Source organism: Massilia sp. KIM, assembly GCF_002007115.1.
Classification (GTDB): Bacteria; Pseudomonadota; Gammaproteobacteria; order Burkholderiales; family Burkholderiaceae_D; genus Telluria.
In genome coordinates, this window is sequence record NZ_MVAD01000001.1 from 1,186,799 (window position 1) to 1,213,286 (window position 26,488).

At 68.5% G+C, this 26,488-nt stretch carries 22 protein-coding genes; 12 read left to right on the forward strand and 10 right to left on the reverse strand.

All coding sequences use genetic code 11. The annotated features are described in order from the left end of the window. Window positions 1-172: 172 nt before the first annotated feature. The 5 genes from B0920_RS05170 to B0920_RS05190 all read left to right on the forward strand — a co-directional run bounded on the left by B0920_RS05170 (window position 173) and on the right by B0920_RS05190 (window position 6,372). Entirely contained in the window at window positions 173-1,132 is a 960-nt protein-coding gene (locus B0920_RS05170) for a chemotaxis protein (RefSeq protein ID WP_078031483.1), read from the forward strand. Window positions 1,133-1,205: 73 nt separating this feature from the next. After that, complete coding sequence (locus B0920_RS05175) at window positions 1,206-2,174, forward strand: LysR family transcriptional regulator (protein ID WP_078031484.1); 969 nt, start codon at window positions 1,206-1,208, stop codon at window positions 2,172-2,174. Between the two features lie 119 nt (window positions 2,175-2,293). Then, window positions 2,294-3,727 (forward strand): efflux transporter outer membrane subunit, encoded by a 1,434-nt coding sequence (locus B0920_RS05180; protein WP_229455188.1) that lies wholly within the window; start codon window positions 2,294-2,296, stop codon window positions 3,725-3,727. A 13-nt stretch (window positions 3,728-3,740) separates the two neighbouring features. Then, window positions 3,741-4,922: an efflux RND transporter periplasmic adaptor subunit gene (locus tag B0920_RS05185; protein WP_078031485.1), complete on the forward strand. Its 1,182-nt coding sequence runs from the start codon at window positions 3,741-3,743 to the stop codon at window positions 4,920-4,922. 13 nt (window positions 4,923-4,935) lie between these two features. Further along, window positions 4,936-6,372 (forward strand): MFS transporter, encoded by a 1,437-nt coding sequence (locus tag B0920_RS05190; RefSeq protein WP_078031486.1) that lies wholly within the window; start codon window positions 4,936-4,938, stop codon window positions 6,370-6,372. Window positions 6,373-6,530: 158 nt separating this feature from the next. On the opposite strand, the gene B0920_RS05195 is transcribed toward B0920_RS05190, so the two are convergent. The 8 genes from B0920_RS05195 to B0920_RS05230 form a co-directional block, all read right to left on the reverse strand. After that, a complete protein-coding gene (locus B0920_RS05195) occupies window positions 6,531-8,033 on the reverse strand; it encodes a tripartite tricarboxylate transporter permease (protein WP_078031487.1) in 1,503 nt (500 codons plus the stop codon). Between the two features lie 10 nt (window positions 8,034-8,043). Beyond that, window positions 8,044-8,505: a tripartite tricarboxylate transporter TctB family protein gene (locus tag B0920_RS05200; protein WP_078031488.1), complete on the reverse strand. Its 462-nt coding sequence runs from the start codon at window positions 8,503-8,505 to the stop codon at window positions 8,044-8,046. Window positions 8,506-8,612: 107 nt separating this feature from the next. Beyond that, complete coding sequence (locus B0920_RS05205) at window positions 8,613-9,587, reverse strand: tripartite tricarboxylate transporter substrate binding protein BugD (protein WP_078031489.1); 975 nt, start codon at window positions 9,585-9,587, stop codon at window positions 8,613-8,615. Window positions 9,588-9,768: 181 nt separating this feature from the next. Next, the gene (locus B0920_RS05210; protein ID WP_078031490.1) at window positions 9,769-12,081 is read right to left on the reverse strand and encodes a xanthine dehydrogenase family protein molybdopterin-binding subunit; all 2,313 of its coding nucleotides are present in this window, start codon (window positions 12,079-12,081) and stop codon (window positions 9,769-9,771) included. After that, the gene (locus tag B0920_RS05215; protein WP_078031491.1) at window positions 12,078-13,103 is read right to left on the reverse strand and encodes a xanthine dehydrogenase family protein subunit M; all 1,026 of its coding nucleotides are present in this window, start codon (window positions 13,101-13,103) and stop codon (window positions 12,078-12,080) included. Before B0920_RS05215 ends, B0920_RS05210 begins: the two co-directional genes overlap by 4 nt. Further along, on the reverse strand, window positions 13,100-13,642 hold the full coding sequence (locus B0920_RS05220) for a (2Fe-2S)-binding protein (protein WP_078031492.1): 543 nt from the start codon (window positions 13,640-13,642) through the stop codon (window positions 13,100-13,102). Before B0920_RS05220 ends, B0920_RS05215 begins: the two co-directional genes overlap by 4 nt. Before the next feature lie 127 nt (window positions 13,643-13,769). Next, window positions 13,770-14,552 (reverse strand): DUF2145 domain-containing protein, encoded by a 783-nt coding sequence (locus B0920_RS05225; protein ID WP_078031493.1) that lies wholly within the window; start codon window positions 14,550-14,552, stop codon window positions 13,770-13,772. 1 nt (window position 14,553) lies between these two features. Then, window positions 14,554-14,952 carry a hypothetical protein gene (locus B0920_RS05230; protein ID WP_078031494.1) on the reverse strand — a complete coding sequence of 133 codons (399 nt, stop codon included), beginning with the start codon at window positions 14,950-14,952 and terminating at the stop codon, window positions 14,554-14,556. 199 nt (window positions 14,953-15,151) lie between these two features. Between B0920_RS05230 and B0920_RS05235 the strand changes: the two genes are divergently transcribed. Continuing rightward, on the forward strand, window positions 15,152-15,415 hold the full coding sequence (locus B0920_RS05235) for a hypothetical protein (RefSeq protein WP_143745653.1): 264 nt from the start codon (window positions 15,152-15,154) through the stop codon (window positions 15,413-15,415). 12 nt (window positions 15,416-15,427) lie between these two features. On the opposite strand, the gene purU is transcribed toward B0920_RS05235, so the two are convergent. Further along, a complete protein-coding gene (purU, locus tag B0920_RS05240; RefSeq protein ID WP_078031496.1) occupies window positions 15,428-16,318 on the reverse strand; it encodes a formyltetrahydrofolate deformylase in 891 nt (296 codons plus the stop codon). Between the two features lie 267 nt (window positions 16,319-16,585). On the opposite strand from purU, the gene B0920_RS05245 reads away from it, so the two are divergent. The 3 genes from B0920_RS05245 (at window position 16,586) to B0920_RS05255 (ending at window position 19,150) form a co-directional block, all read left to right on the forward strand. Further along, window positions 16,586-17,089, forward strand: coding sequence for a GNAT family N-acetyltransferase (locus tag B0920_RS05245; RefSeq protein ID WP_078031497.1), 504 nt, complete (start codon window positions 16,586-16,588; stop codon window positions 17,087-17,089). A gap of 106 nt (window positions 17,090-17,195) precedes the next feature. Beyond that, window positions 17,196-17,504: a putative quinol monooxygenase gene (locus B0920_RS05250; protein ID WP_078031498.1), complete on the forward strand. Its 309-nt coding sequence runs from the start codon at window positions 17,196-17,198 to the stop codon at window positions 17,502-17,504. Between the two features lie 203 nt (window positions 17,505-17,707). Further along, a complete protein-coding gene (locus tag B0920_RS05255; protein ID WP_078031499.1) occupies window positions 17,708-19,150 on the forward strand; it encodes a catalase in 1,443 nt (480 codons plus the stop codon). Between the two features lie 539 nt (window positions 19,151-19,689). On the opposite strand, the gene B0920_RS05260 is transcribed toward B0920_RS05255, so the two are convergent. Beyond that, complete coding sequence (locus B0920_RS05260) at window positions 19,690-22,194, reverse strand: TonB-dependent siderophore receptor (RefSeq protein WP_078031500.1); 2,505 nt, start codon at window positions 22,192-22,194, stop codon at window positions 19,690-19,692. Between the two features lie 200 nt (window positions 22,195-22,394). Here B0920_RS05260 and B0920_RS05265 point away from each other — a divergent pair, with 200 nt between their 5' ends. The 3 genes from B0920_RS05265 to pgmB all read left to right on the forward strand — a co-directional run bounded on the left by B0920_RS05265 (window position 22,395) and on the right by pgmB (window position 26,449). After that, window positions 22,395-23,414, forward strand: a complete 1,020-nt coding sequence (locus B0920_RS05265; RefSeq protein WP_229455190.1) for a LacI family DNA-binding transcriptional regulator — start codon at window positions 22,395-22,397, stop codon at window positions 23,412-23,414. A 69-nt stretch (window positions 23,415-23,483) separates the two neighbouring features. Next, window positions 23,484-25,799, forward strand: coding sequence for a glycoside hydrolase family 65 protein (locus B0920_RS05270; protein WP_078031502.1), 2,316 nt, complete (start codon window positions 23,484-23,486; stop codon window positions 25,797-25,799). Further along, window positions 25,796-26,449: a beta-phosphoglucomutase gene (gene pgmB, locus B0920_RS05275; protein WP_078031503.1), complete on the forward strand. Its 654-nt coding sequence runs from the start codon at window positions 25,796-25,798 to the stop codon at window positions 26,447-26,449. The genes B0920_RS05270 and pgmB overlap by 4 nt, the downstream gene beginning before the upstream one ends. Window positions 26,450-26,488 lie beyond the last annotated feature (39 nt).

The following is a 26,488-nucleotide window of genomic DNA, read 5'->3' on the forward strand; positions in this document are numbered from 1 at the left end:
CAACAGTATATGCCCCCTTGCCCTTGCGGCTTATGCAATGTTTTGTAAGATTCCGTGGTTTTTTGGGAACGCTTACCGGTCGGATTGCACGGAATTTGATGGCGTATTGACCCAAGCTCTCGACCTCCCTCTAGAATGGTTTCCGCACGGCATTACTACTCCAGGAATCCACATGAAATCGGTACAACAAGAAGTCGACGAGCGCAGCAACCTGACCGGCACCAACAAATTCGAACTGCTGCTGTTCCGTCTCGGCGGCGACGAGAACGGCGAGCGCAGCGAGCTGTTCGGCATCAACGTATTCAAGATCCGCGAGATCGTGGCCATGCCGTCGATCACCGCGGTGGCCGGCGCGCCCGAACACGTGCTGGGCGTGGTCAACCTGCGCGGCCAGATCATCCAGGTGCTGGACCTGCCCGCCATCGCCGGCGTCAAGCCCAAGACCGGCCTGAACATCATGCTGGTGACCGAATTCGCGCGCACCACCCAGGCCTTCGCGGTCGAGAGCGTGGAAGAGATCGTGCGCCTGGACTGGAACCAGGTGATGTCGGCCGAGCACAGCGCCGGCAGCGGCATGGTGACCTCGATCGCCCGCCTCGATCCAGTGGACGGCCTGCCGGGCCGCCTGGCCCAGGTGCTGGACGTCGAGACCATCCTGCGCAAGCTGAACCCCGAGCAGGAGCCGGAGAACCTGCAGCAGGCGGTGGGCGACCGGATCGCCATCAAGCCGGGCAGCGTGATCCTGGTGGCGGACGACTCGGTGGTGGCGCGCGCCCTGATCGAGCAGGGCCTGGACGCGATGGGCCTGCCCTTCGTGATGACCAAGAGCGGCAAGGAAGCCTGGGAGCAGCTCAACGCGATCGCCAGTTCGGCGGAAGCCGAGGGCCGCTCGGTCTACGACCGCGTCGCAATGGTGCTGACCGACCTCGAGATGCCGGAGATGGACGGCTTCACCCTGACCCGCAACATCAAGAACACCAACCGCTTCAGCAACATGCCGGTGGTGATCCATTCCTCGCTGTCCGGCACCACCAACGAGGAACACGTCAAGAACGTGCGCGCCGACGCCTACGTGGCCAAGTTCTCGGCCGAGGACCTCTCGCGCACCCTGCGCAAGGTGCTGCACGCCTGAACCCCGGCCCGGGGCAGTGCTATCATGCCGCCACCCGCGCCGCTCCCGGCGCGGGCGTCCCGGAGCCACCCAGATGGAATTGCCTGAATCCGCGTCCCGCGCACGGCCAGTGCGCAGCGCGGCCGAGCCCGCGGCGCTGCCCGAGCTGTCCCAGCTCGTGGTGCTCGACTGCCTGCTGCGCGAGCGCAGCCTGACCCGCAGCGCCGAACTGCTCGGCATGGGCCAGCCCACCGTCAGCCGCGTGCTAGCGCGCCTGCGCACCCATTTCAACGATCCGCTCTTCGTGCGCGCCGGCCAGCGCATGCAGCCCACCGCGCGCGCGCTCGAACTGGCCGAGCCGGTGGCCGCGCTCCTGAATGCGGCGCGCCGCCTGCAGGAAGGCGGCGCCGCCTTCGATCCGGGCAGCGCGCGCCGCTCCTTCGCCCTGTTCATGGTCGACGGCGCCATCGTGCACGTCCTGCCGCGCCTGCTCGATGCGCTGCGCCATACCGCGCCCGGGATCCAGCTGCGCAGCGTGCAGGGCGATCCGCTGGCGCTCGAAGGGCGACTGGAACGTGGCGAGATCGACCTGGTCATCGGGCGCTATACCCACCTGGTCAACAACATTCACCGGCGCCTGCTGTGGGACGACGACCATGTGGTCATGATGCGGCGCGACCATCCCCGCGCCGGCGGACTCGACCGCTCCACCTACCTGGCCCAGCGCCACGTCCTGATCAACATGTTCCAGACCAGCCACCACGACGTGGAGGTCACCCGCACCCTCGAGGAACTGCTGCCGCCCGAGAACATCCTGTGCCACGTGCCGGGCTTTACGGCCGCATCCCACATCGTCCTGCACACCGACGCGGTGGTCACCATGCCGCGCCGGCTTGCGACCGCGCTGGCGCGCGACCTCGGGCTGGTCTACGTCGCGGTGCCGGTGCCGATCGCGCCCCTCCAGCTATCGGTGTACTGGCACGAGCACGCGCACCGCGATCCGGCCAACCGCTGGCTGCGCGAGTTCGCGCGCACGACCCTGCTGGCGCCAGAAAACGCATAATTCCTTGTCTTGAACGCAGAGGTCATGCAGATTCCGCATGACCTGAATGCGGCTTGCGGCATGGCGTTGGTGACCGATGGCAACTATGCTTCCGGCATCGAATTCGCCAGGGGTGCGCCATGTCCTCACCATTCCGCCGTCCCAACGCGGCCCACGCCGCCGCCGCGCTGCTGCCGCTGCTGCTGGCCGGCTGCATGTCCTTCGGTCCCCAGGGCGAGCGCGCGCGACTGCGCGACGCCGCAGCCGTGCCGTCGAGTACCGCGATCGCGGCGCTCGCGGCCTCGGACACTGCGTGGCCGGCCCAGGACTGGTGGCGCGAGTATGGGGACCCTCAACTCGACGCGCTGATCCGCCAGGCGCAGTCCAGCAGCCCGACCATCGCCGTGGCCGCCGCCCGGGTGCGCCAGGCCGCCGCCCTCGAGGGCGTGGCCGCCGCCGCGCTCGGCCCCCAGGCCTACGCCGGCGCGCGCAGCACGCGCCAGCATTACAGCGAGAACAGCAGCGTCCCCAAGCCCCTGGCCGGCAGCTGGCAGTGGGTCAACGAGGCCAATCTCGGCCTCTCGATGGAACTCGATTTCTGGGGCAAGAACCGCGCCGCCGTAGCCGCCGCCGCCGGCCGCGTGAACGCCCAGCGCGCCGAGAGCGAGGCCGCCACCCTGGCGGTGTCGACCGCCCTGGCCCAGGCCTATTTCCGTCTCGACCTGCTGCATCGCCAGCGCGACCTGGCCGAAGCCGAGCTGCGCCAGCGCGAGCAGATCCTGGAACTGGTCGGCAAGCGGGTGAAGGCCCAGCTCGACAGCCAGGCGGAGCTGAAGCAGGCCGAGATCGGCGTGCCGCTGGCGCGCGGCCAGATCGCGGCCCTGGATGAGGCGCTGGCGCTGACCCGCGGCCAGCTGGCCGCGCTGGCAGGGCAGGGCCAGGACGCGGCGGCCGCGATCCGCCGTCCGCAGCTGAAAGAGCCTCAGCGCGCCGGCGCGCCCGCAGAACTGCCGGCGGCCCTGCTCGGGCGTCGCCCCGAGCTGGTGGCCCTGCGCTGGCGCGTGGAGGCGGCCGCCAGGGACATCGACGTGGCCAAGGCCCAGTTCTATCCGAGCGTCAACCTGTCGGCCCTGATCGGCCTGCAGAGCCTGGGCTTCGACCGCCTGCTGCAGGGCGGGAGCCTGGCGGTGTCGGCCGGCCCGGCGATTTCCCTGCCGCTGTTCGACGGCGGGCGCCTGCGCGGCCAGCTCGGCGCGCGCAACGCCGAGTACGACGTGGCGGTGGAACAATACAACGGCGCGGTGGTCGAGGCCATGCGCGACGTGGTGGCCCAGCTGACCTCGCTGCAGGCGCTGCACGGGCGCCTGCGCGAGCAGGACCTGGCGCTGGCGGCCGCCGAAGACGCTTACGCCCTGGCCTTGCGGCGCTATCGCGCCGGGCTGGGCACCTTCCTGCAGGTGCTGGTGGCCGACACCCAGGTGGTGGCCCAGCGCCGCGCGCGCGCCGACCTCGCGGCGCGCGCCAAGGAACTCGACCTCAACCTCGTGCGCGCCCTCGGCGGCGGTCACGCCTGATTCCGGAGTCATCATGCAGAACACCACCACCCCAGACAAGGCGCCCGGGCGCGGACGAATCCGCCTGGCTGCCGGGCTGGCGGCCGCCGTGGCCGCGGCGGCGGCCGGCATCGCCATCAGCGCGCCAGGCATCCTGCACCTCAAGCCGAACACCGAGTTCACCGAGGACGCCTACGTCGAGGGCAACCTGGTCCAGGTGACGCCCCAGGTGGCGGGCACCGTGACCCGCATCGGCGCCGACAACACCGACTTCGTGCGCGCCGGCGAGGTGCTGGTCCAGCTCAACGAGCTGGACGCCAGGCTGGCCCTGGACCGCGCCGAGGCCGGGCTGGCCCGCGCGGCGCGAGGCGTGCGCGCGCAGTTCGCGAACGTCGGGCAGATGCGCGCCACCGTGGCCCAGCGCGAGTCCGACTTGGCGCGGGCCGAGAGCGATCTGGGACGCCGGCGCGAGCTGGCCGACAGCGGCGCCATCGCCGGCGAAGAGCTGCGCCACGCCCAGGACGCGGTGGCCGCCGCGCGCGCGGCCCTGGCGGCGGCGCGCCAGCAGGCCAGCGCCAGCCATGCCCTGGTCGACGGCGCCACCGTCGAGAACCATCCCGAGGTAGCGGCGGCGGTCGCCCAGGTGCGCGACGCGGCGGTCAGCCTGCAGCGCACCGCCCTGGCCGCGCCGGTTGGCGGCATCGTCGCCCGCCGCAACGTGCAGCTTGGCCAGCGGGTGGCGCCGGGCGCGCCCCTGATGGCGATCGTGCCCCTGGACCAGATGTGGGTCACGGCCAACCTGAAGGAAACCCAGCTGCACGACGTGCGTATCGGCCAGCCGGTCACCGTCACCGCAGACGCCTATGGCAGGAAGGTCACGTTCCACGGGCGCGTGGCCGGCCAGGAAGCGGGCACCGGCAGCGCCTTCGCCCAGGTGCCGGCCCAGAACGCGACCGGCAACTGGATCAAGGTGGTGCAGCGGGTGCCGGTGCGGATCGCCCTCGATCCGCGCGAAGTGGCGCGTAATCCGCTGCGCCTGGGGCTGTCGATGAAGGTCGAGATCGACACCAGCCGGCGCGACGGTCCCACGCTGATGGGGGCGGGCAGCAGCCGCCACCGCTACGAGACCGCGGTCTATGCCGCCGAGGACGTCGGCGCCGAGGAGGCGGTGCAGCGCGCGCTGGGCGGGGTCGACAAGGCCACCGCCGCGCGCTGAGCCGGGGCGCGCCATGGGCTTCCCGTCGATCCCGCGTCCCGCCCTGCTGGCCGCGATCTTCCTGCTGAACTTCATCGAGTTCTTCCAGACCGGCATGCTGGTCTTCGCCGCCGGACCGATCCAGGGCCATATCGGCGCCGCGCCCGAGGAGTACGCGGCGATCAGCGCGCTGTACGCGAGCGTGGCCGTGCTGTCGATTTCCCAGCTCACGGTGCTGGTGCAGCGCCTGGGCTGGCGCAACTACCTGCTGTCGGCCCTGCTGTGCTTCGTGCTCGGCGCCTGGCTGTGCGCGGGCAGCAGCAGCGTTCCGGTGTTCGCGCTCGGCCGCGTGCTGATGGCGATGGGCGGGGGCGTGTTCATGACCTTCTCTCGCATGCTGGTCAACCTGATTCCGCCCTCGCCCCAGCGCATGCAGGGCATCGCCGCCTTCGGCGGCGCGCTCTCGCTCGGGATCACGCTCGGGCCGGGCGCCGCGGCGCTGATGGTCGGCCACCAGGCCTGGGGCGGCATGTTCCTGGCGCTGGCGCTGGCCGCCATCGGGGCCGCGGCGCTGGCGGCGCGCTGGCTGCCGCTGGACGCGGTCACGCTGGATGGCCGGCCGAGCCGCCTGTATGTGCTTGATGCCGTCCTGCTCGGCGCAGGCGCGGGCCTGACCATGTACGCCGCCCAGCGCCTGAGCTACGACTGGCACGGCGAGCGCCTGCATGTGCTGGCGCTGCTCGCGGCCGGCCTGGTGCTGCTGCTGGCCTTCGGCCTGTCGCATGCGCGGCGCGAACAGCCTTTCCTGCAGCTCGCGGTCCTGAAAAGCGGGCGCTACCGCGCCGCGCTGGCCATCTTCAGCCTGTGCTACGTGGTGCTGGGGCTGGTCAACGCCGGCCTGCCACAGCTTGTGCAGCGGGCCCTGGGCGTCGGCTTCGAGCAGGCCGGCCAGCTGCAGACGGTGGGGATGTCCTTCACCATACCGGCCTTCATCGTCCTGCTGCTGATGATGAAGCGCCGGCCGCACGCGACCAAGTTCTACGTCACCGGCTTTCTGATGCTGGCGCTGCTCGGCTGGTATTTCTCCCACCTCGACCCGCGCGCCCATGCCTGGGACAGCATCACCTTCCGCATCGGGCTGTTCGGCGGCTTCCTGGTGCTGGGGATGGCGACCACGGCGGTGCATGGCTTCAAGGACTTCATGGCGGACAACGTGGTGTTTTCCCAGGCCCAGCAGTTGAAGAACATGATGGGCCAGCCGGCCCTGGCCTTGGGCGTGGGCGCGACGGGGGTGCTGCTGCAGGAGCGCAGCGCGCTGCACGGCGCGCGCCTGGCCGAGGCGACGCTCGACGCGGGCGCGCCGCTGGCGCAGCAGACGGCGCTGCTGGCAGGGATGGACGCATTCTGGATCCTGATGTGGGTGGGATTGGCCGGGGCGGCCCTATTGCTTCGCCAACGCAGCTTCGACTGAGGTGCAGGGGACATGGCCCGGAAGGCCAGGGAGTTGGAACCGGGCTCCGGTGCAGAGACGTTCTGCCGGCGGCGGGCGCGCCTGCACGCCGGATCAGATGGAAGTAAAAAGCCCGCCCGGGCGTTGCGCCGGGGCGGGCTTATGGGAGCCGGCAGGAATCAGTCTTCCTGGAATGCTTCCTCGCGCTTCTTGCGCAGCGACGGCGACAACACCACCGCCATCGCGACCGCCGCCAGGACCAGCATGGTGGCGCTGATTGGACGCTCCAGGAACACCATCGGATCGCTGCGCGACAGCAGCAGCGCGCGGCGCAGGTATTCTTCCATCATCGGTCCGATGATGAAGCCGAGCAGCATCGGCGCCGGTTCCGCGCCCAGCTTGGCGCAGACGTAGCCGAGCAGGCCGAACAGGGCCATCAGCCAGACGTCGAATTCCGAGTTGTTCAGGCTGAACACGCCAATCGCGCAGAACATCAGGATCGCAGGATACAGGTAGTGGTAAGGCACCATGATCATGCGCACCCACAGGCCGATCATGGGCAGGTTGAGCACCACCAGGAACAGGTTGCCGAACCACATCGAGACGATCAGGCCCCAGAACAGCGCCGGCTGCTCGGTCATCACGGCCGGACCCGGCTGGATGCCCTGGATGATCATGGCGCCGATCATCAGGGCCATCACCGGGTTGGACGGGATGCCCAGGGTCAGCATCGGGATGAAGGAGGTCTGGGCGCCGGCGTTGTTGGCCGCTTCCGGCGCCGCCACGCCTTCGATCGCGCCCTTGCCGAAGTTGCGCGAATTGGGCGAGACCTTCTTCTCGATCGAGTAGGAGGCGAAGGAGGCCAGCATCGCGCCGCCGCCCGGCAGGATGCCGAGCAGGGAGCCGAGGCCCGTGGCGCGCAGCACCGGGCCGATGATGCGCTTGAGGTCGGATTTGTCCAGGGTCAGGCCCTTCACCTTCTTCATCAGGAGGTTGCGGGTCTCGTCGTGCTCCAGGTTGCGCACGATCTCGCCGATGCCGAACATGCCCATCGCGATGATCACGAAGTTGATGCCGTCCGCCAGCTGCGGCAGGTCGAAGGTGTAGCGCGCGGCGCCCGAGTTGACGTCGGTGCCCACCAGGCCAAGCAGCAGGCCCAGGACCACCATGCCGATCGCGTTGAGCAGCGAGCCGCTGGCCAGCACCACCGAAGCGACCAGGCCCAGCACCATCAGCGAGAAGTATTCGGCCGGGCCGAACTTCAGGGCGAGGTCGGCCAGCGGCGGCGCGGCCAGGGCAAGCAGCACCGTGGCGACGGTGCCGGCGAAGAAGGAGGCGATCGCGGCGGTGGCCAGGGCCTTGCCGGCCTGGCCGTTGCGCGCCATCTGGTAGCCGTCGATGGCGGTCACCACCGAGGACGATTCGCCCGGCAGGTTGACCAGGATCGCGGTGGTCGAGCCGCCGTACTGGGCGCCGTAGTAGATACCGGCCAGCATGATCAGCGCCGAGATCGGCGGCAGGCCGAAGGTCGCCGGCAGCAGCATGGCGATGGTGGCGATCGGACCCAGGCCCGGCAGTACGCCGACGGCGGTGCCGACGAACACGCCGATCAGGCAGTACATCAGGTTGGTGAGGGTGAAGGCCGTTTCGAGGCCCAGACCGAGGTTGGCGAGGATTTCCATATTCTTTTACTTATCCACCGAACCAGGAGCCGAAGATCGGCATCGGCAGGCCCAGGAGTTTGACGAACAGCACCACGGCGAACAGCGCCAGGCCGGCGGCCAGGGCGATGGTCTTACCGAGATGGAATTTGGGGCTGGCGAAGGCGCTGACCATGATCAGGATCACGGCCGCGGGCACCAGGCCGGCGGTGCGCACCAGGAAGCCGAACAGCATCACGGCTGCCAGGATCAGCACCAGTTCCTTGATGTGGAAGCGGCCGATGGCTTCGCCCGGACGCAGGAAGGAACGGATCACGCCGATCGCGCCGATGATGCTCAGGAGGCCGCCGAGCACGGTCGGGAAGTAGGCGGGACCCATGCGGCCGGCAGTGCCCATTTCGTAATCCTGGCCGATGATGACGGCGGCCAGGCCGAAAAACAGGAAGATGATGCCGGTCCAAAAGTCCTTCGGATGGCGAATGAAGGATGGCACGTGGTGGTCCCCTCTCGTCGATTATTCAAAGCTTGTTGTACGGGAAGGTCCCGCGCGGCCCTAAAGGGCCGGCGGGACCGGTCTTGCGGCGCGGGAGGTCCGCGTCCTCAGTCGGCGTAGGCGCCGGCTTTATGGATGATCGGACCCCAGCGGTCGATCTCGGATTTTACATGGGCGCGCAGGGCTTCGGGGCGGGCGCGTTCGTCGGCCACCGGCTCGGTGCCGAGGTCGGCGAAGCGCTGCTTGACGGTCGGATCCTTGAGCGCGCCGCGCAGGGCGTTGCTGAGGGTATCGATCACCTGCTTCGGCGTGCCCTTCGGCGCGTACATGCCGTGCCAGACCGCGACTTCGAAGTTCGGCAGGCCGGAGGAGGCCAGGGTCGGCACGCCCGGCAGGGCGGCCAGCGGGGCCTTGGTGGTCACGCCATAGACCTTGATCTTGCCGCCCTTGATCTGGCTGGTGGTGTTGGTGGTCTGGTCGCACATGATGTCCACCTGGCCGCCCAGCAGGTCGTTCATGGCCGGGCCGGTGCCCTTGTAGGCGACGGTGGTCAGGTCGACGCCGATGGCGGTCTGCAGCAGCATGCCGCACAGGTGCGAGGCCGAACCCAGGCCGGCGTGGGCGTAGGTGACCTTGTCCTTGTTGGCCTTGACGTAGGCCAGCAGCTCCTTGAAGTCCTTGGCCGGGAAGTCCTTGCGCGCCACCAGGGTCATGGGCACGTCGGTGACCAGGCCGATGGTCTCGAAGTCGTTCTGGGCGTTGTAGCTCAGCTTGCGGTACAGGGAGGGGGCGGTCGAGTGGCCGATGTGGTGCAGGAAGATGGTGTAGCCGTCCGGCGCGGCCTTGGCCACGCGCGCGGCGCCGATGGTGCCGCCGGCGCCGCCGACGTTCTCGATGATGATCTGCTGCTTGAGCGTATTGCCCATCGACTGGGCGACCAGACGCGCCACGGTGTCGGTCGGACCGCCCGCCGCGAACGGCACGATCATGGTGATGGTCTTGGTGGGATAGCCCTGCGCCTGGGCCAGGCCGGCGCCGAACATGGCCATGCACGCGACCGTGCACATCGTCTTGAATTTCATGGTGTCGTCCTCTGATCTCGGTATTGTTGGTTTTACAGCGCGTACGTACGCATTCCGGGTTATACCGGACAACATATGATTGACGCAACTAGGGGATACTACGGATGGCGTTTCCGCGCCACCCGCGTATTAATTGCTGAGCATCAACTACTACGGCGCCTGCTGCGGCGCCGCCCGGGTTTCAGCCCGGTTTCGCGACCGGCAGGCTGCGGTCTCCCAGCAACAGTTTGTCCGGGGTGATCGGGGTGCTGCGCAGGCGTTTGCCGGTGGCGTGGAAGATCGCGTTCGCCACCGCCGCCGACACCCCGACCAGGCCGATTTCGCCCACGCCCTTGGCGCCGAGCTGCTGGCTGACGATGCGGTCGTCCTCCTCGGCGAAGATGACCTCGATCTCGTGGATGTCGGCGTTGGCCGCCACGTGGTAGCCCGCGAAGTCATGGTTCATGAAACGCCCGAAGCGGTGGTCGGTATAGGTTTCCTCGTGCAGGGCCTGGCTGATGCCCCAGACCACGCCGCCGCTCACCTGGCTGGCCGCGGTCTTGGCGCTGATGATGCGCCCGGCGGCGACCGCGCTCACCACCCGGGTGACGCGCACGATGCCCAGCGCCTCGTTCACCTTGACCTCGCAGAACACGGCCGAATGCACGGCGCGGGTGTATTTGCGCTGCTTGAGCATCTGGGGCGTCATCAGGAACTTCTCTTCGACCCGGTCCCGGCCGCTGGCCGCCAGCACCTCGGACAGCGCCACCCGGCGCGTGGCGTCGGCGCGCAGCACCAGGTCGCCGTCGGCGAATTCGACGTCCTTCAGTTTGGCCCCCGCGAAGGGAGAGCCGGACATGGCTGCCGCCAGCTTCAGCAGATGTTTCTTGAGCTTGTCGCAGGCGCCGACGATGCCCGAGCCCACCGTCGCAACGTGCGAGGAGCCGCCCTCGACCGGCGCCATCGGCAGGGTCGAATCGCCCAGCTGGAAGGTGACGCGTTCCATCGGCAGCCCCATGGCCTCGGCCGCGATCATCGACATCACAGTATAGGTGCCGGTGCCGATGTCCGAGGCGGCGCTCGACACCACCAGGCGCCCGTCGGCGTGCATCACGGCCGACACGCGCGCCACCATCACCAGCGAATCCCAGATGCCGGTGGCCATGCCCCAGCCCACCAGTTCCTCGCCGTCGCGCTTGGCGCGCGGTTCCAGCGGCCGGCCCTCCCAGCCGAAGCGCTCGGCGCCCAGCCGGTAGCAGTCGCGCAGGGCCTTGGACGAGAAGGGCTTGTCCTCGATCGGGGCGACATCGGTATAGTTCTTCAGGCGCAGTTCGAGCGGATCCATCCTGAGCGCGTAGGCCAGTTCGTCCATTGCCACCTCGAGCGCGTGCACGCCGTGGGCCGCGCCCGGCGCGCGCATGTCCATCGGCGAGTGGCGGTCCTGGGCCACCAGCTTGTAGCCCAGTTCGATGTTCTCGCAGGCGTAGAGCTGGCCCGACCAGTTGACGACCACTTCCACATAGTCTTCCAGGCGCGAAGTCTCCTGGATCGCCTCGTGCAGGATGGCCTGCAGGCGGCCGTCGCGGTCGGCCGCCAGGCGCACCCGCTGCCAGGTCTCGGGGCGGTGGCCGAAGCTGAACATCTGCTGGCGCGTGAGCACCACCCGCACCGAGCGCTTGAGCTTGAGCGCCGCCATCACGGCCAGCGGTAGCTGGTACTGGGGACGCAGGCCTGAGCCGAAGGCGCCGCCCACGTAGGGGTTGCGCACCGTGACCTTGTCCTTGCCCAGCCCGAAGGCGCGCGAGACGTACCAGCGGCAGTTCTGCGAGCTCTGGGTCTTGTCGTAGATGGTCAGGTGGCCGTCCTCGCTGCGGATCACGGTGGAAGCGTGCATCTCCATCGGGTTGTGATGCTCGACCCCGCTGTAGTACTCGGCGTCGATCTTCACCGGGGCCGTGCCGAAGGCCTGGTGCGCATCGCCGGTGGAGCTGGGCGGCGTGAAGCCGGCCTTCAGCGGACGGGGCTTGTAGGCCCGGTCGAGGCTCGCCAGCAGATTGGTGTCGTGCTCCTCGCTCTCGTACTCGACCCGCACCAGGCCGGCCGCGTGGCGCGCGGCCTCGAAGGTGTCGGCGACCACCAGGGCGACCGGCTGCCCGCTATAGAAAATGCGCTCGCTGAACAGGGGGCGGAAGGGCGAGCCGCCCGGCGCCGTCATGTCCTTGTAGGCGAGGTCGGTCTCGCGCATCTTGGGCCGGTTTTCGTGGGTGAGGATGGCGATCACGCCGTGGGACGTGAGGGCGTCGACCAGGTTGATGCGGCGGATGCGGCCGCGCGCGATGGTGCTGTTGACGGCCACGCCGTAGCACAGGTCGGGCGCCTGCTGCTCGGCAGCGTAGCGCGCCGCGCCGGTCACCTTGGCGCGCCCGTCCACGCGCGAGACGCGCATGCCGCTGTGCACCCGGCCGGTGCCCTCGGGCGCGGTCGGGGTCTCGAGTTCGGGAATCAGGTCGCTCATGCTCGTTCTCCCTTCGCGTAGGCGGTGCCGCGGGCGGCCATGCCCAGGGCCTGGACGATGGCGTTGCGCGCCAGCGGCAACTTGAAGTCGTTCTCGCCGTAGCCGCGCGCGCCCTGCAGCAGGAGCTCGGCGGCCTCGGCGAAGGCGCCGGCGTCCGGCGCACGCCCGGCCAGCAGCGCTTCGGCTGCCTCGACCCGCCAGGGCTTGTGGGCCACGCCGCCCAGGGCGATGCGGGCCGCGCGGATCGATCCTCCCTGGATGTCGAGGGCGGCCGCCACCGACACCAGCGCGAAGGCATAGGACAGGCGCTCGCGCACCTTGAGGTAGGCGCTGTGGGCGGCGAAACGGTCGGCGTCCGGCAGGCTGAGGTGGGTGATCAGTTCGCCCGGCTCCAGGGTGTTGTCGCGCTCGGGATGCTCGCCGGGCAGGCGGTGGAAGTCGGCGAAGGGAATGCTGCGCTGGCCATCGCGGGCGCGCACGTGCACCGTGGCGTCGAGCGCGCGCAGGGCCACGCACATGTCGGACGGATGGGTCGCGATGCAGTGCTCGCTGGCGCCGAGGATGGCGAGCTGGCGGTTCAGGCCCTCGCGCGCCGGACAGCCGCTGCCGGGCTCGCGCTTGTTGCAGGGCGTCCCGGTGTCGTAAAAGTAGATGCAGCGGGTGCGCTGCATCAGATTGCCGCCGTTGGTGGCCATGTTGCGCAACTGGGCCGAGGCCCCGGCCAGGATGGCGCTGGACAGCAGCGGGTAGCGCTCGCGCACCAGCGGGTGGTAGGCGGTGTCGGCGTTGCGCGCCAGCGCGCCGAGCCGCAGGCCGCCGCCGTCTTCCTCGATGCCGTCGAGGCCCGCGATGCGGGTGATGTCGACCAGGCGCTGCGGCGCGGCGAGGTCGGCGGGTGGCACCCCCGCCTTCATCAGGTCGAGCAGGTTGGTGCCGCCGGCGACCGGCCTGGCGTCCTGGAGCGCGATCTCGGCCAGCACCCCGTCCAGGTCGGCGGGCTGGGTGTAGAGGAAGGGATTCATGCCAGCACCCCCCCGGTGGTGAAGGGGCCGCGGTCCTGGCGCCGCTCGGCTTCGCCGCGCTGCTGTTCGATCCCGAGCACTTCGCAGACGGCGTCGGCGATCTGGGGGTAGGCGCCGCAGCGGCACAGGTTGCCGCTCATGAGTTCGCGCACGTCGTCGCGGGTACGGGCCTGGCCTTCCTGCATCAGGCCCAGGGCCGAGCAGAGCTGGCCCGGGGTGCAGTAGCCGCACTGGAAGGCGTCGTGCTCGATGAAGGCCTCCTGCAAGGGGTGCAGGGCCTCTCCCTCTGCCAGGCCTTCGACGGTGGTGATCTCGCGCCCGTCCTGCATCACGGCCAGGGTCAGGCAGGCATTGATGCGGCGTCCGTCGACCAGGACGGTGCAGGCACCGCACTGGCCGTGGTCGCAGCCCTTCTTGGTCCCGGTGAGGCCGGCGCGCTCGCGCAGCAGGTCGAGCAGGGTGACCCAGGACTCGACCTCGAACCGTCGTTCCTGGCGATTGATGTGCAGCCGCAGCGGGTACTGCTTGTAGAGTTCCATGGCCTTCCCCTCGATGAACGGAGGCCCGACCTTACACCGCTGGCGGTTGTCGCTCGGTTAAGTCACACACCGAAATCGCTTCCGCAACCGCCCGGCGTGGCGCAGGTGGAAGGATGTTTGCCGACCGTTAACGTATGACCAGAACGCGCGCCGCCGGGTCGCGGGCCAGCACGAAGCGCGCGACCGATTCCGTGGTCACGGTGTCGATCTGGCCGGCGAGGCGGCGCGCAGTCGGGTGGTCGTCGAAGGCGACGTTGGCGCGAAACAGGCGGGCGCCCAGGCGCACCGAGGCCGGAATCTCGACCGTGATCGGGGCGAAGCCGGCCTGGCGCAGCCAGCGCTGGGCGGCCTCCCGCCCGGGCGCGGGTTCGTCTGCGGCGGCCGCAGCCAAGGTCTCCAGCACCCACTGGTTGGAGTTCTGGTAGCGGGTGGAGAAGGCATAGGACAGCATGTTGTAGCGCGGCTCGTGCAGGCGCAGGCCGGCCCTGGCCGCCATCGCCCGCGCGAGCCGGGCCTGCAGCTCCGGGCCGGGAATCACGACTTGCGCCTCGAAGCGGAACAGGTCGGACAGGAAGAAGTTGCCCATGCCTTCGTCGTAGAGGGCGGAACGGTCGGAGCCGCAATCGTTGAGGGCGTGGACCAAGGTCCAGCGCCCCGCGTGGTGCTCGCGCACCACGATCCCCATGTGCGAGTAGCGCACGCCATAGCGGTCGAGGTCCTGGCCGGCGCGCGACACCAGGGCGACGCTGGCGCCGCTGTCTTCGAGGACGCGCACGGTGCGCTGCGCCAGTTCGATCGACTGCAGCGCCTCGCTGGCGCCGAGCGGGGCTTCCGAGCAGCCCTGGCCGGCGCGGGCGGGCAGGGCGGTCGCGAGCAGTACGGCGAGGATAAGGGCGAGCAGGCGCGTCATGTCAGCTGGCCCGCGCCGAGTGCAGCAGGGCCTTGCCGGCTTCGTTCGGCAGGAAGGCGATCGCCTTGCCGGACAGGACCAGCAACTGGCCGGCGGAGGTGGCGAGCACCTCCAGCACCGTTCCTGCCGCGATCGAGATGCCGCCGGCGGCCTTGCCGGACAGGCGCAGGGTGGCGCGGCTGGCGTCGGCCGCGTTGCGGACCACGACCTCGATGCCGTCGCCGACGGCGTTGACGCTCTCGACGACCAGGCTGCCGCCGGCCGCGCTGACCAGCACCGAGCCGCCGACCACCGAGGCGGTGACCTGGCTGAGGGCGCGTGAGGGATTCGAGGCGTCCGCTTCGGCGTGGACGGTGGCGCAGGCGGCGCTAAGGAGGGTGGCAAGCAGCAGGTGTTTCATGGGCATCTCCGGATGGAAGGTGTGCGCATCTTCGCCGCCACGGCGCGGGGCGGCAAGCGCGCGTGGCGGCGGGCGCGCGCCGCGCTACGGCCGGTAGCGCCGCGCAATACCTGGCGGCCCTGGATCCACCAAAGTGGGAGGCGCGCCGGCGCGGCGGCGGCGATAATGCCTCTTCGGCATCAACGTGACAGGAGGAGCCATGGAAGAGTTGACACTTGCGTCCGGACCCTACGAGCCGGTGAGCTGCGAGCTCTACGACACGCTGGAGGCCATCGCGGTCCAGCGCCGCAAGGTGGCGATCGAAGTGAACTGCCGCGGCGGGGCCACCAGCACGCGCGTGGCCAGCATCCGCGACTTGTATACGCAAGGCGGGGTGGAATACGCGCTGCTCGACAGCGGCGAAGTGGTGCGGCTGGACGCCGTGGCCGCGGTGGACGGCGTGGACGTCGCCCAGATCCGCTAGCTTCGGCCCGTGTCAGGGGCCGCGGAAGACCACCGTCTTGTTGCCGTCGACAAAAACGCGGCGCTCGATGTGGAATTTGACCGCGGCGGCCAGGGCCATGCACTCGTTGTCGCGGCCGACCCGCGCCAGATGCTCCGGCCGGAAGGTGTGGTCGACCCGCGTCAGCACCTGTTCGATGATCGGCCCTTCGTCCAGGTCGGGCGTGGCGTAGTGGGCCGTGGCGCCGATCAGCTTGACGCCGCGATCGAAGGCCTGGTGATAGGGTTTGGCGCCCTTGAAACCGGGCAGGAAGGAATGGTGGATATTGATGCAGCGCCCAGCCAGGCGGCGCGCCAGTTCGTCCGACAGGATCTGCATGTAGCGGGCCAGGATCACGAGTTCGGCCCCGGTCTCCTCCACGATCTCCAGCAGGCGCGCCTCCTGCTGCGCCTTGTTCTCCTTCGTCACCGGCAGGAACACGTAGCGGATGCCTTCGCGCTCGACCATGGGGCGCAGGTCGAGGTGGTTCGAGACCACGGCCGTGATGGCCATGTTGAGTTCCCCGTTGCGGCGGCGGTAGAGCAGGTCGTCCAGGCAGTGGTCGTACTTCGACACCATGATCACGGTCTTGACCGCTTCGCGCGGGTCGTGGATCTTCCACTGCATCTGCAGGCGCGACGCCACCTGGGTTCCGAAATCCTCGCGCAGCGCATCCACCGCCGGCGAACCGTCCTGCTGGCGGAACACCAGGCGCATGAAGAAGCGCTCGGTGGAATCGTCGTCGAACTGTTCGAGCGAACAGATATAGCAGTCGCGTTCGGCCAGGAAGGTCGCGACCGCGGCCACGATCCCGGTGCCGGCCATGCAGGTGGCGGTGAGTATGTATTCGATGCGGGTGGGCGCGGTGTCGGCCTTGCTGCTCATGCTGTCATCCTGTGGTCGGTGCGGTCGAGTGAATGGCGGACGGCGCGGGCTGGCCGTGCCGGGTCCGGGAAACGCGTCCGCCACGCCGCCGGCGGAATGGGCCGGCCGCGGCTGCGGTTTCCAGACGAGCCTGGTTGGCGCGCCGGATGATCTTGTCAGAATGTATAGCATGGCCGATGAGCCGGGCCGCGTCAAGCGTGCCGGCGGCGACGTGCTACCATCCGTGGTTTTGCCGGCGCCACGCAGGCGCACCGCCTCCACGTTTCCATGCCTTGCCAGTTCCGCCCCCTGACCGGATCCGATCTCGACGCCGTGCTACGGATCCAGGCCGAATGCTATCCGCCCGCCATGCAGGAGTCCGCCGAGGTGGTAATGGCGCGCCTGCGCGCGGCGCCCGGCACCTGCCTGGCGGCCGTCGATGACGGCCAGTTGTGCGCCTATCTGTTCGCCTACCCCTCGCGCCTGGGCCTGGTCACCGACCTCGGCGCCGGCTTCACCCCGGCCCGCAACCCGGACACGCTTTACCTGCACGACCTGGCGGTGGCGCGCCGCGCGCTCGGGCGCGGCGTGGCGCGCGGTCTGGTCGGGCGCCTGCTGGACCAGGCGCGGCAACAAGGCCTGGCCTGGTCGGCCCTGGTCTCGGTGCAGGATACCCTGGCCTTCTGGGAAGGGCTGGGTTACCGCGCGGCCACCGCGAGTCCTGCGCCAACCGGGCGCGGACTCGGCTCGTATCCGGGCGCGGCGGTCTACATGGCCCGGCCGCTGGCCTGAGCCGGGCGCCGGCAAGGCGCGCGCAAAGCGCCTATACTGCCCGATTTGACCGCACCCCTGCGGCGCGCCATCCAGACCGCGCCGCCATCTCTTGAAAAGGACAAGCATGACCACGCCATTGACGATCATCGCCACGCTGCACGCCCTGCCGGGCAAGGAGGCCGACCTCGAACGCCGCATGCTGGAGATGGTCGAGGACACCCGCAAGGAAGAGGGCTGCATCGACTACGACCTGCATCGCTCGCACGAGGACCCGGCGGTCTACGTGATGATCGAGAACTGGGTCGACGCCGCCGCCCTCGACCGCCATTTCGCGACCCCGCACATGCAGCGTCTGGTGGCCGACCTGCCGGACCTCGTGGCGGACCGCGTGACGATCCAGAAGTTCGCCCGCGTCGGCCCGCCTGCCGCCTGATGCGCGGGCGGGGCTGCGGCGCCCGCGATGCGCGCTGCATGGCCGGATGCGAGGCAGCCAATGCCGCCCGGCCGTGCACACCCATTTCGGGGTGGTCCAGCACCTACCTAGGTATGATGGCCCGGCCCACCCCGTCCCGCTACACTTGGTTCGCAAACCGCTGCAGGCCGCAGCGTGTCCGTCACCATTTACAGGACCGAACCATGAACAAGCTCACCACCGCCGCCGGCGCTCCCGTCGTCGACAACCAGAACACCATGACAGCGGGACCGCGCGGCCCAGCCCTGCTGCAGGACGTCTGGTTCCTGGAAAAACTCGCCCACTTCGACCGCGAAGTGATTCCCGAGCGCCGCATGCACGCCAAGGGCGCCGGCGCCTACGGGACCTTCACCGTCACCCACGACATCACGCGCTACACCCGCGCCAAGCTGTTCTCGGAAGTGGGCAAGCAGACCGACCTGTTCATGCGTTTCTCGACCGTTGCCGGAGAGCGCGGGGCGGCGGACGCCGAGCGCGACATCCGGGGCTTCGCCATCAAGTTCTATACCGAGCAGGGCAACTGGGACCTGGTGGGTAACAACACCCCGGTGTTCTTCCTGCGCGACCCGCTCAAGTTCCCCGATCTGAACCACGCGATCAAGCGCGACCCGCGCAGTGGCCTGCGCAGCGCCGACAGCAACTGGGACTTCTGGACCAATCTGCCGGAAGCCCTGCACCAGGTCACGATCGTGATGAGCGAGCGCGGCATCCCGCGCAGCTACCGCCACATGCACGGCTTCGGCAGCCACACCTTCAGCTTCCTGAACGCTGACAACGAACGCTTCTGGGTCAAGTTCACCTTCAAGACCCAGCAGGGGATCGAGAACCTGAGCGACGCCGAAGCCACTTCCCTGATCGGCGGGGACCGCGAGAGCCATCTGCGCGACCTGTACGACAACATCGAGGCCGGCAACTTCCCGCGCTGGACCATGTACGTGCAGATCATGCCGGAGAAGGAAGCGTCGAGCTACCGCTTCAATCCCTTCGATCTCACCAAGGTCTGGCTGCACGAGGATTATCCGCTGATCGAAGTGGGCGTGCTGGAGCTGAACCGCAATCCCGAGAACCACTTCGCCGAGGTCGAGCAGGCCGCCTTCAATCCGGCCCACGTGGTGCCGGGCGTGGGCTTCTCGCCGGACAAGATGCTGCAGGGCCGCCTGTTCTCCTATGGTGACGCGGCGCGCTACCGCCTGGGCGTGAACCACCACCAGATCCCGGTGAACGCGCCGCGCTCGCCGGTACACAGCTACCACCGCGACGGCGCGATGCGGGTCGACGGCAACATGGGCGGCACCACCTCCTATGAGCCGAACCGCCACGGCCAGTGGCAGGAGCAGCCGGACTTCCGCGAACCGCCCTTGTCGCTGGAGGGGGCGGCCGACCACTGGAACCACCGGGTGGACGACGACTACTTCACCCAGCCGCGCCTCCTGTTCCGCAAGATGTCGGCCGCGCAGCGCGAGCTGCTGTTCCAGAACACCGCGCGCGCGATCGCCGGCGCCTCTAGCGAGGTGAAGGCGCGCCACATCTCGAACTGCAGCAAGTGCGATCCGGAGTATGGCGACGGGGTCGCCAGGGCGATCGCGCAGCTGGACGAGACACGCTGAGCGCCAGACGAACACCCGGCAGCATCTGTCAGAGTTAGCCGCCGCACGTCGTCCCGGCGAAGGCCGGGACCCAAGTTCTGCTCGAGTTGTCGAGACGCTGGCAAACTTGGGTCCCGGCCTTCGCCGGGACGACGGTTTTGGGGGCAACATTAGAAAGACGGAACCGCAGTTCCGCCAAAATTTGGCGCCTTGTTCGGCTCGAGTTGTCGAGACGCTGGCAAACTTGGGTCCCCGCCTGCGCGGGGACGACGGTTTTGGGGCCAACAATTAAGAAAGCGGAGCCGCAGTTCCGCCAGAATTTGTGGCCTTGTCGAGAATCTGTGGCCTTGTCGAGCATCTGTGGCCTTGTCTTGCATCCGTGGCCTTGTCGAGACACTGGCTAACTTGGGTGCCCGCCTCCGCGACGGGGGTGTTCCAGGCAGTGCCTGTAGCGACGTTTGGGGTGCAACAATAAAAAAAGCGGAACCGCAGTTCCGCCAAAAGAGGGGTGGAGAACACGCGACCCCCGGCTTCCAAGCAGCCAGGGGCCAGGTGCGGGGTTAGAAGCGGTAGGTCAGCGAGGCCTCCACCGCACGGCCGAACAGCGGACGCGCGTTGATCGGGCCGGTCGCGTTGCCCGCGGTCAGGCGCGAGTTGCCCTCGGTCAGGCCAAGCTCGTTGGTGACGTTGGTCGCGCTGACGCGGAACTCCAGCTTCTCGGACAGCTCGGCCAGCAGGCCCAGGTCCAGGGTTTCATACTTCGGCAGATACTGCTGGTTAGCCTGGTCGGCCCAGCGCGAACCGATGCGCGAGTAGGTGCCGTACAGGCGCAGCGCGTAGTCGCCCATCGGGATCCGGTAGCTCGGCGAGAAGCGGTATTGGAACTTCGGCTGGCGCTGCACGGTGTTGCCCTCGATTGCCGGATTGTCGCGGTACTCCGAATCCTGCCAGTTGCCGGTCAGCTGGAGCTGCAGGCCGGCCAGCGGACGCACGGCCAACTCGAATTCCACGCCCTTGCCCTTGGAGCCGCTCACCGAATACAGCACGCCGGTGGTGGTGATCTGCTGGAAGGAGATGCCGGTGAAGTCGGTGAAGAAGGCGTTCACGTAGGCGCTGTATAGCGGGTTCGCGGTCTTGAAGCCGACTTCGAGCTGCTTGACCTTCGGGGTCGGCACGCGCGAGCGATCATCCAGCACCGCCTGGGTGCCGGCGTTGCGCATGTCGTCGAAGTAGATGAAGGTGTGGCCCTGGTTGGCGCGCACGAACACGCTGCTGTCCTTGCCCAGCTTGTACAGGCCGCCCAGGGTGAAGGAATTCACCGAGTCGTCGCGCGACAGGCCGGTGAAGCTGCCGTCCGGGGTCGAGGTGCCGTTGTTGTACAGGGTCAGCGGGTTGTTGTCCGGGTCGACCGAGGTCAGGTTCGAGATGGTGGCGTTCAGGCGCTGCTTCTCGCGGCGGAAACCGGCGTCGAACTTGAGGCGGTCGGTCACGCGCCATTCGTCGGCAATGAAGAAGGCGGTGTTGTCGCCATCGTAGGACGCCACCGGCGCATAGAAGATGTTGCCTTCCTTGCCCTTGTTCGACACCACCGCGCCGTTGTTCAGGCGTACGTCGATCAGGCGCGCGTTCGGGGTGGCGGTCATCAGGTGGCTGTTGCCCAGGTACCAGACGTCCTTGGACGAATAGTTGGCGACATAGGCGCCGAGGGTCAGGGTGTGGTCCTCGCCGATGTTCTTGCTGACGCGGAACTCGTCGGTGAAGGAGCGCAGCTTCTTCTCGACCGCCCACAGGCCGGCCTGCACCACCTGCTGGTTCGGGTCGACCGCGCCGCCGCCATTGGCATAGGTCATGCTGCCCGTGGTGGCGCGCACGCCACCGGCCGCCGCCACCGCCGCGGCGTTGCCGTTGGCGCTGGTGATGGCGCTGGCCAGGTAGTCGCCGGCGCGCAGCGGGTTATTACCGGTGAACATGGCGATGGTATTGAGGTCGCCGTCGAAGTAGTTCAGCTTGTTCGATACCTGCCAGCCATTCAGGTTCTGCTGGAACTCGACGCCGAACAGGTTGGAATCCAGGCCGCGGCCGTCGCCCAGGTCGTAGTTGAGGGTGCGGCCGGGCGCGGCTTCGACCGTGAAGCGGCGCATCTCGTTGCTCATCAGGGTGCCCTTGAGCGGGTCGAAGCCCGGGAAGGCGGTAATGGTGCGGCCCTCGTTGGCCGACATCAGGGGCACGCCGGTGTAGAAGGCGTTCTTGTCCTTGGTCGAACGCATGTAGAAGTTCAGCTCGCCCTGGTCCAGCTTGCGGGTCAGCGAAGCGGACAGCTGGCCGCCGTCGTCGGCCGGGAAGCCCGACTTGCGCACGCCGTCGGTGACGCGGTAGAAGCCGCCGATCATGCCGTACCAGCCCTCGGCGATCTTGCCGCTGTAGACGCCGTCGACGCGGCGCAGGTTGCCGGTGCCGGCGGTGACGCGGATCGAACCCTCCGGGGTGTCCGTGCCTTTCTTCATGATGAAGTTCATGGTGGCGCCCGGCTGGCCCACCGAATAGATGGTGCTGGGCCCGCCGCGCAGCACTTCGACGCGCTCGATGGTGTCGTCGAGGCGGAAGGAGGACGAGCCTTCGAAGAAGGACAGCACCGGCACCGGGTAGATCGGGTTGCCGTTGAGCTGCACCGACACGAAGGGCGAATCGCTGCCCGAGGGGAAGCCGCGCACCTGGATGTTGGCGCCCGACTGGCCGCCGGTCGCTTCGGCATAGGCGCCGGGCACGATCTTCATGATGTCGGCGGTGCTGATCGGGGCCGCGGCCTTGAGCTGTTCCTCGTTGGCGGTGGTGATGCTGAAGGCGGCGTCGATCTTGCGGGTGCCGCTGGCGGAGGCGGTGCCGGTGACCACCACCTGCTGGATTTCCTTCTGCACCGCGGTCGGGGTGGCCGGGGCGTTCTGGGCGGCGCTGCTGCCGGTGGCTGCCGGGGCGCCGTCCTGGGCCATGGCCTGGCAATGGGCGCCGAGGGCGAGCACGGCGAGGGCGATGGCGGACAGTTGCGGGAACTGGGTTGCTGTCTTCATGTTGTGGGCTCTCTATTGTCGTGGAATCGAAACCGCGCGGGGCGTCTCCTCCCCGCATTCCCGTCCCGATGTGTGATCCGTTCGGGAAAGTCGTGTCATTGAATCATCGAATGTTATCGATGTCAACGAAATTGTTATCGATGTCATTTTGTGTCGACAAAACAAAAAGTTCTGTCATAATGCGTGGGACGCAACATACGATGAGCACGATGGCACTGGCGAAGCACAACAAGGCAAACGGCGATAGCGCGCCGACGATGGAAGACCTGGCGAAACTGGCCGGGGTCTCCACCATCACGGTCTCGCGCGCCCTGCGCGACAGCCCGCTGGTGACCGAGAAGACGCGCGAGAAGATCCGCCAGCTGGCGGCCGAACAGGGCTACCGCTTCAACATCAGCGCCCGCAACCTGCGCATGCGCCGTTCGTATTCGGTGGCGGTGGTGGTCGAGATGACGCCGGTGAAGGGCCGGCCGATGTCCGATCCCTATCCGCTCGAACTGCTGGGCGGGATCACCCAGGAACTGACCACCTCGGGCTACAGCGTGGTGCTGACCTCCAAGCAGTTGCTGGACACGGCGCCGGTGCAGGGCGCCGACGGCCTGATCCTGCTGGGCCAGGGCTCGCACGGCGAGGCGGTGCGCACCTTGCAGCAGACCAATCTGCCGCTGGTGGTCTGGGGCGCGCCCGAGCGCGACGGCGACTACGTGGTGGTCGGCTCGGACAACCGCAAGGGCGGGGCCAGCGCGGCCGAACGCTTCCTGGAGCAGGGCCGGCGCAAGCTGGTGTTCCTGGGCGACGTCGACCACGCCGAGGTGCAGGAGCGCTGCGCCGGCTTCATCGACACCCTTTCGGGCCGCGCCACCGTGCACATCCTGCGCCCCAAGGCCTTCACCTTCGAGGCGGGCTTCGATTGCGTCCAGACCCTGCTCAAGAAGAAGCCGGGCCTGGCGGCCGACGGCCTGTTCGCGGCCAGCGACCTGCTGGCCATGGGCGCCATCCGCGCCCTGACCGAGGCCGGTCTGCGGGTGCCGGACGACATTTCCGTCATCGGCTACGACGACACGCCGGGCGCGGCCAGCTTCGTGCCGCCGCTGACCAGCGTGCACCAGTACCTGCGCGACGGCGGCGTGCTGCTGGCCCGGAAGATGCTGGCCATGATCGAGGGCCGCCCCTCGCAGTCCGAAATGCTGCCCACGACCCTGATCGTGCGGCAGACCTGAGCAAGCGAACCAACACACACAGAACGAGCGAACCCAGCGCCGCCCCGCGGCCAACACGAGGAAAACGAAGTGGAAAATGTTATCGATGTCATCGGCAAGCTGCCGGCCGAACCCTGGGGCATCCGCGAAAGCGCAGCGAATGGCCCGCGCGCCTTCCTGCACGAGACCCTGTTCGCGCTCGGGAACGGCTACATCGGCATGCGCGGCACCCATGAAGAGGGAGGGGCGCAGGGGCCGACCCTGGAGGGGACTTACCTGAACGGCTTCTACGAGAACGAGGCCATCCACTATCCCGAGAATGCCTACGGCCTGGCGCGCACCAACGAGTTCATGCTGAACGTCCCCAACGCCAAGCGCATCGCCTTGACGGTGGACGGCGAGCGCTTCGGATTCGCCGAAGGCAGGCTGCTGGCCTACGAGCGCAGCCTCGACTTCCGCCACGGCGTGCTGGAGCGCACGCTCGAATGGGAAAGCCCGCGCGGGCGCCGGGTGCGCATCGAGAGCCGGCGCCTGGTCTGCTTCGGGCGCAAGCACGTGGCGGCGCTCGAGTACAAGGTGACCGCGCTGAACTTCAGCGGGCAGGTCGAGATCGCCTCCAGCATCGATGCCGAGGTCACCAACCTGCAGGCGGGCGACGATCCGCGCGTCGGTTCGGCGGTGACCGGGCCGGCGCTCTCGGTGCTCAGCCGCGAGCGCGGCGAAGGCGGCGAACTGCTGCTGCAGCGCACCCGCAACAGCGGCTTCCTGCTGGCGACCGGCGTCCTGCACGCCTGCAGTCATCCGTCCAGCCAAGGCCAGGACGGCGCCGCCGTGTTCTCGGCCGCGCTGCGCGAAGGCGAGAGCATCACCCTGCACAAGTACATCGCCTACGTCAGCTCGCGCGACGTGCCCGAAGCCGAGGTGCCGGCGCTCGCGCGCGCCGAGCTGGGACGGGCGGCGGGCGAGGGCTTCGCCGTGCTGGTGGCCGAGCAGCGCGCCTACCTGGAGCGCTTCTGGCGCGAGGCCGACGTCGGGATCGAGGGCGACGATGCCCTCCAGCAGGGCGTGCGCTTCAACCAGTACCACCTGCTGCAGTCGGTGGGCCGCGACGGCCGCACCAACATCGCCGCCAAGGGCGTGACGGGCGAGGGCTACGAAGGCCACTATTTCTGGGACACCGAGATCTACGTCTTCCCCTTCTTCCTGTTCTCGCGCCCGGAAGTGGCGCGCGCGCTGCTGCAATACCGCTACAGCGGCCTGCCCAAGGCGCGCGAGCGGGCGCGCCAGATGTCGCACGAGCGCGGGGCGCTCTATCCGTGGCGCACCATCGCGGGCGAGGAATGCTCGGCCTACTACCCGGCCGGCACCGCCCAGTACCACATCAACGCCGACGTCGCCTACTCGATCCGGCTCTACCTGCTGGCCACCGGCGACTTCGACTTCATCGCCCAATACGGCGCCGAGATCGTGCTGGAGACGGCGCGGATCTGGACCGGCATCGGCAGCTACGACCGCGCGGGGCGATTCTGCATCAATGCGGTGACCGGCCCGGACGAGTACACGGCCGTGGTCAACAACAACTACTACACCAACGCGATGGCGCGCATGCACATGCGCTTCGCCCTCGAGATCGCCCAGCGCCTGCGCGCCGAGGCGCCCGGCGAATATGCGCGGGTGGCCGCCGCGATCGGGCTGGAGGAGGCGGAACTGCAGGCCTGGCAGACCGCCGCCGACGCCATGCGCCTGCCCTACGACGAAGCGCTGGGCATCCACGAGCAGGACGACAGCTTCCTGTCCAAGAAGCCCTGGGATTTCGCCGCCACGCCCAAGGACAAGTACCCGCTGCTGCTGCACTTCCACCCGCTGGTGATCTACCGCCACCAGGTGTGCAAGCAGGCCGACGTGGTGCTGGCGCTGCTGCTGCTCTCGGACGAGTTCGCGCTGGAGGACAAGCGCCGCGACTTCGACTTCTACGAGCGCGTCACCACCCACGATTCCTCGCTCTCGTCCTGCATCTTCAGCATCATCGCCAATGAAGTGGGGCAGGCCGACAAGGCCTACGACTACTTCATGGAGACCGCGCGCCTGGACCTGGACAATACCCACGACAACACCGAATACGGCGTGCACACGGCGGCCATGGCCGGCACCTGGCTGGGCGTGGCCTACGGCTTTGGCGGCATGCGCCTGGGCGCGAGCGGCCTGCGCTTCGCGCCTGTCCTCCCGGGCAAGTGGCAAGGCTACCGCTTCCAGGTTCACGTGCATGGCGCGCTGCTGGCAGTGGCGGTCGACGCCCAGGGCGTGCTTTACCGGCTGGTCGATGGCGAGGAACTGGCATTCACCCACCACGGGCAGGCGCTGCACCTGACGCGCGCGGCCCCCGAAATTCGCATGGAGGCGGCATGAGCGGCAATCACGGCAAGTACAAGGCGGTCATCTTCGACCTCGACGGCGTCATCACCGACACCGCGCATTATCATTACCTGGCCTGGAAGCGGCTGGCGGACTCGATCGGCGCGCCCTTCGACGAAGCCTTCAACGAGGAGCTCAAGGGCGTGGACCGCATGGGTTCCCTGGCCCTGATCCTGGCGCGCGCGCCGCGCAGCTATTCGGACGAGGAGAAGCTGGACCTGGCCGATGCCAAGAACGCCCACTACCGCGAGCTGATCGCCACCATGACGCCGGACGACCTGCTGCCGGGGGCGCTGGAGGCCCTGGAAGCGGTGCGCGCGGCCGGGCTGAAGACGGGCCTGGCCTCGGTCAGCAAGAACGCCTTCACGGTGCTGGACCGCCTCGGCATCCGCGACCGCTTCGACACCGTGGTTGACGCCGCGACCATCGCCAACAGCAAGCCGCATCCGGAGATCTTCCTGACTGCGGCCAGCCAGCTCGGCCTCGCGCCGCAGGACTGCCTGGGCGTGGAGGACGCGGTGGCCGGCGTCGCCTCGATCAAGGACGCCGGTATGCGCGCGGTGGGGGTCGGACGTCCGGAGGTGCTGACCCGCGCCGACTGGGTGATCCCGTCCATGAGGGAGTTCCGGCTCGCCGATTACTGACACCGACACGGCACGCAGCACATACTTACAAGACAGGAG

Excerpts from the sequence above, each read along its gene's own strand:
- B0920_RS05260 (WP_078031500.1), bottom strand. The coding sequence starts at position 22,194 with ATGAAGACAGCAACCCAGTTCCCGCAACTGTCCGCCATCGCCCTCGCC.
- B0920_RS05220 (WP_078031492.1), bottom strand. The coding sequence starts at position 13,642 with ATGGAACTCTACAAGCAGTACCCGCTGCGGCTGCACATCAATCGCCAG.
- B0920_RS05265 (WP_229455190.1), top strand. The coding sequence starts at position 22,395 with ATGAGCACGATGGCACTGGCGAAGCACAACAAGGCAAACGGCGATAGC.
- B0920_RS05235 (WP_143745653.1), top strand. The coding sequence starts at position 15,152 with ATGGAAGAGTTGACACTTGCGTCCGGACCCTACGAGCCGGTGAGCTGC.
- B0920_RS05195 (WP_078031487.1), bottom strand. The coding sequence starts at position 8,033 with ATGGAAATCCTCGCCAACCTCGGTCTGGGCCTCGAAACGGCCTTCACC.
- B0920_RS05170 (WP_078031483.1), top strand. The coding sequence starts at position 173 with ATGAAATCGGTACAACAAGAAGTCGACGAGCGCAGCAACCTGACCGGC.
- B0920_RS05180 (WP_229455188.1), top strand. The coding sequence starts at position 2,294 with ATGTCCTCACCATTCCGCCGTCCCAACGCGGCCCACGCCGCCGCCGCG.
- B0920_RS05230 (WP_078031494.1), bottom strand. The coding sequence starts at position 14,952 with ATGAAACACCTGCTGCTTGCCACCCTCCTTAGCGCCGCCTGCGCCACC.
- B0920_RS05185 (WP_078031485.1), top strand. The coding sequence starts at position 3,741 with ATGCAGAACACCACCACCCCAGACAAGGCGCCCGGGCGCGGACGAATC.
- B0920_RS05250 (WP_078031498.1), top strand. The coding sequence starts at position 17,196 with ATGACCACGCCATTGACGATCATCGCCACGCTGCACGCCCTGCCGGGC.
- purU (WP_078031496.1), bottom strand. The coding sequence starts at position 16,318 with ATGAGCAGCAAGGCCGACACCGCGCCCACCCGCATCGAATACATACTC.
- B0920_RS05215 (WP_078031491.1), bottom strand. The coding sequence starts at position 13,103 with ATGAATCCCTTCCTCTACACCCAGCCCGCCGACCTGGACGGGGTGCTG.
- B0920_RS05190 (WP_078031486.1), top strand. The coding sequence starts at position 4,936 with ATGGGCTTCCCGTCGATCCCGCGTCCCGCCCTGCTGGCCGCGATCTTC.
- B0920_RS05175 (WP_078031484.1), top strand. The coding sequence starts at position 1,206 with ATGGAATTGCCTGAATCCGCGTCCCGCGCACGGCCAGTGCGCAGCGCG.
- B0920_RS05245 (WP_078031497.1), top strand. The coding sequence starts at position 16,586 with ATGCCTTGCCAGTTCCGCCCCCTGACCGGATCCGATCTCGACGCCGTG.
- pgmB (WP_078031503.1), top strand. The coding sequence starts at position 25,796 with ATGAGCGGCAATCACGGCAAGTACAAGGCGGTCATCTTCGACCTCGAC.
- B0920_RS05225 (WP_078031493.1), bottom strand. The coding sequence starts at position 14,552 with ATGACGCGCCTGCTCGCCCTTATCCTCGCCGTACTGCTCGCGACCGCC.
- B0920_RS05205 (WP_078031489.1), bottom strand. The coding sequence starts at position 9,587 with ATGAAATTCAAGACGATGTGCACGGTCGCGTGCATGGCCATGTTCGGC.
- B0920_RS05210 (WP_078031490.1), bottom strand. The coding sequence starts at position 12,081 with ATGAGCGACCTGATTCCCGAACTCGAGACCCCGACCGCGCCCGAGGGC.
- B0920_RS05255 (WP_078031499.1), top strand. The coding sequence starts at position 17,708 with ATGAACAAGCTCACCACCGCCGCCGGCGCTCCCGTCGTCGACAACCAG.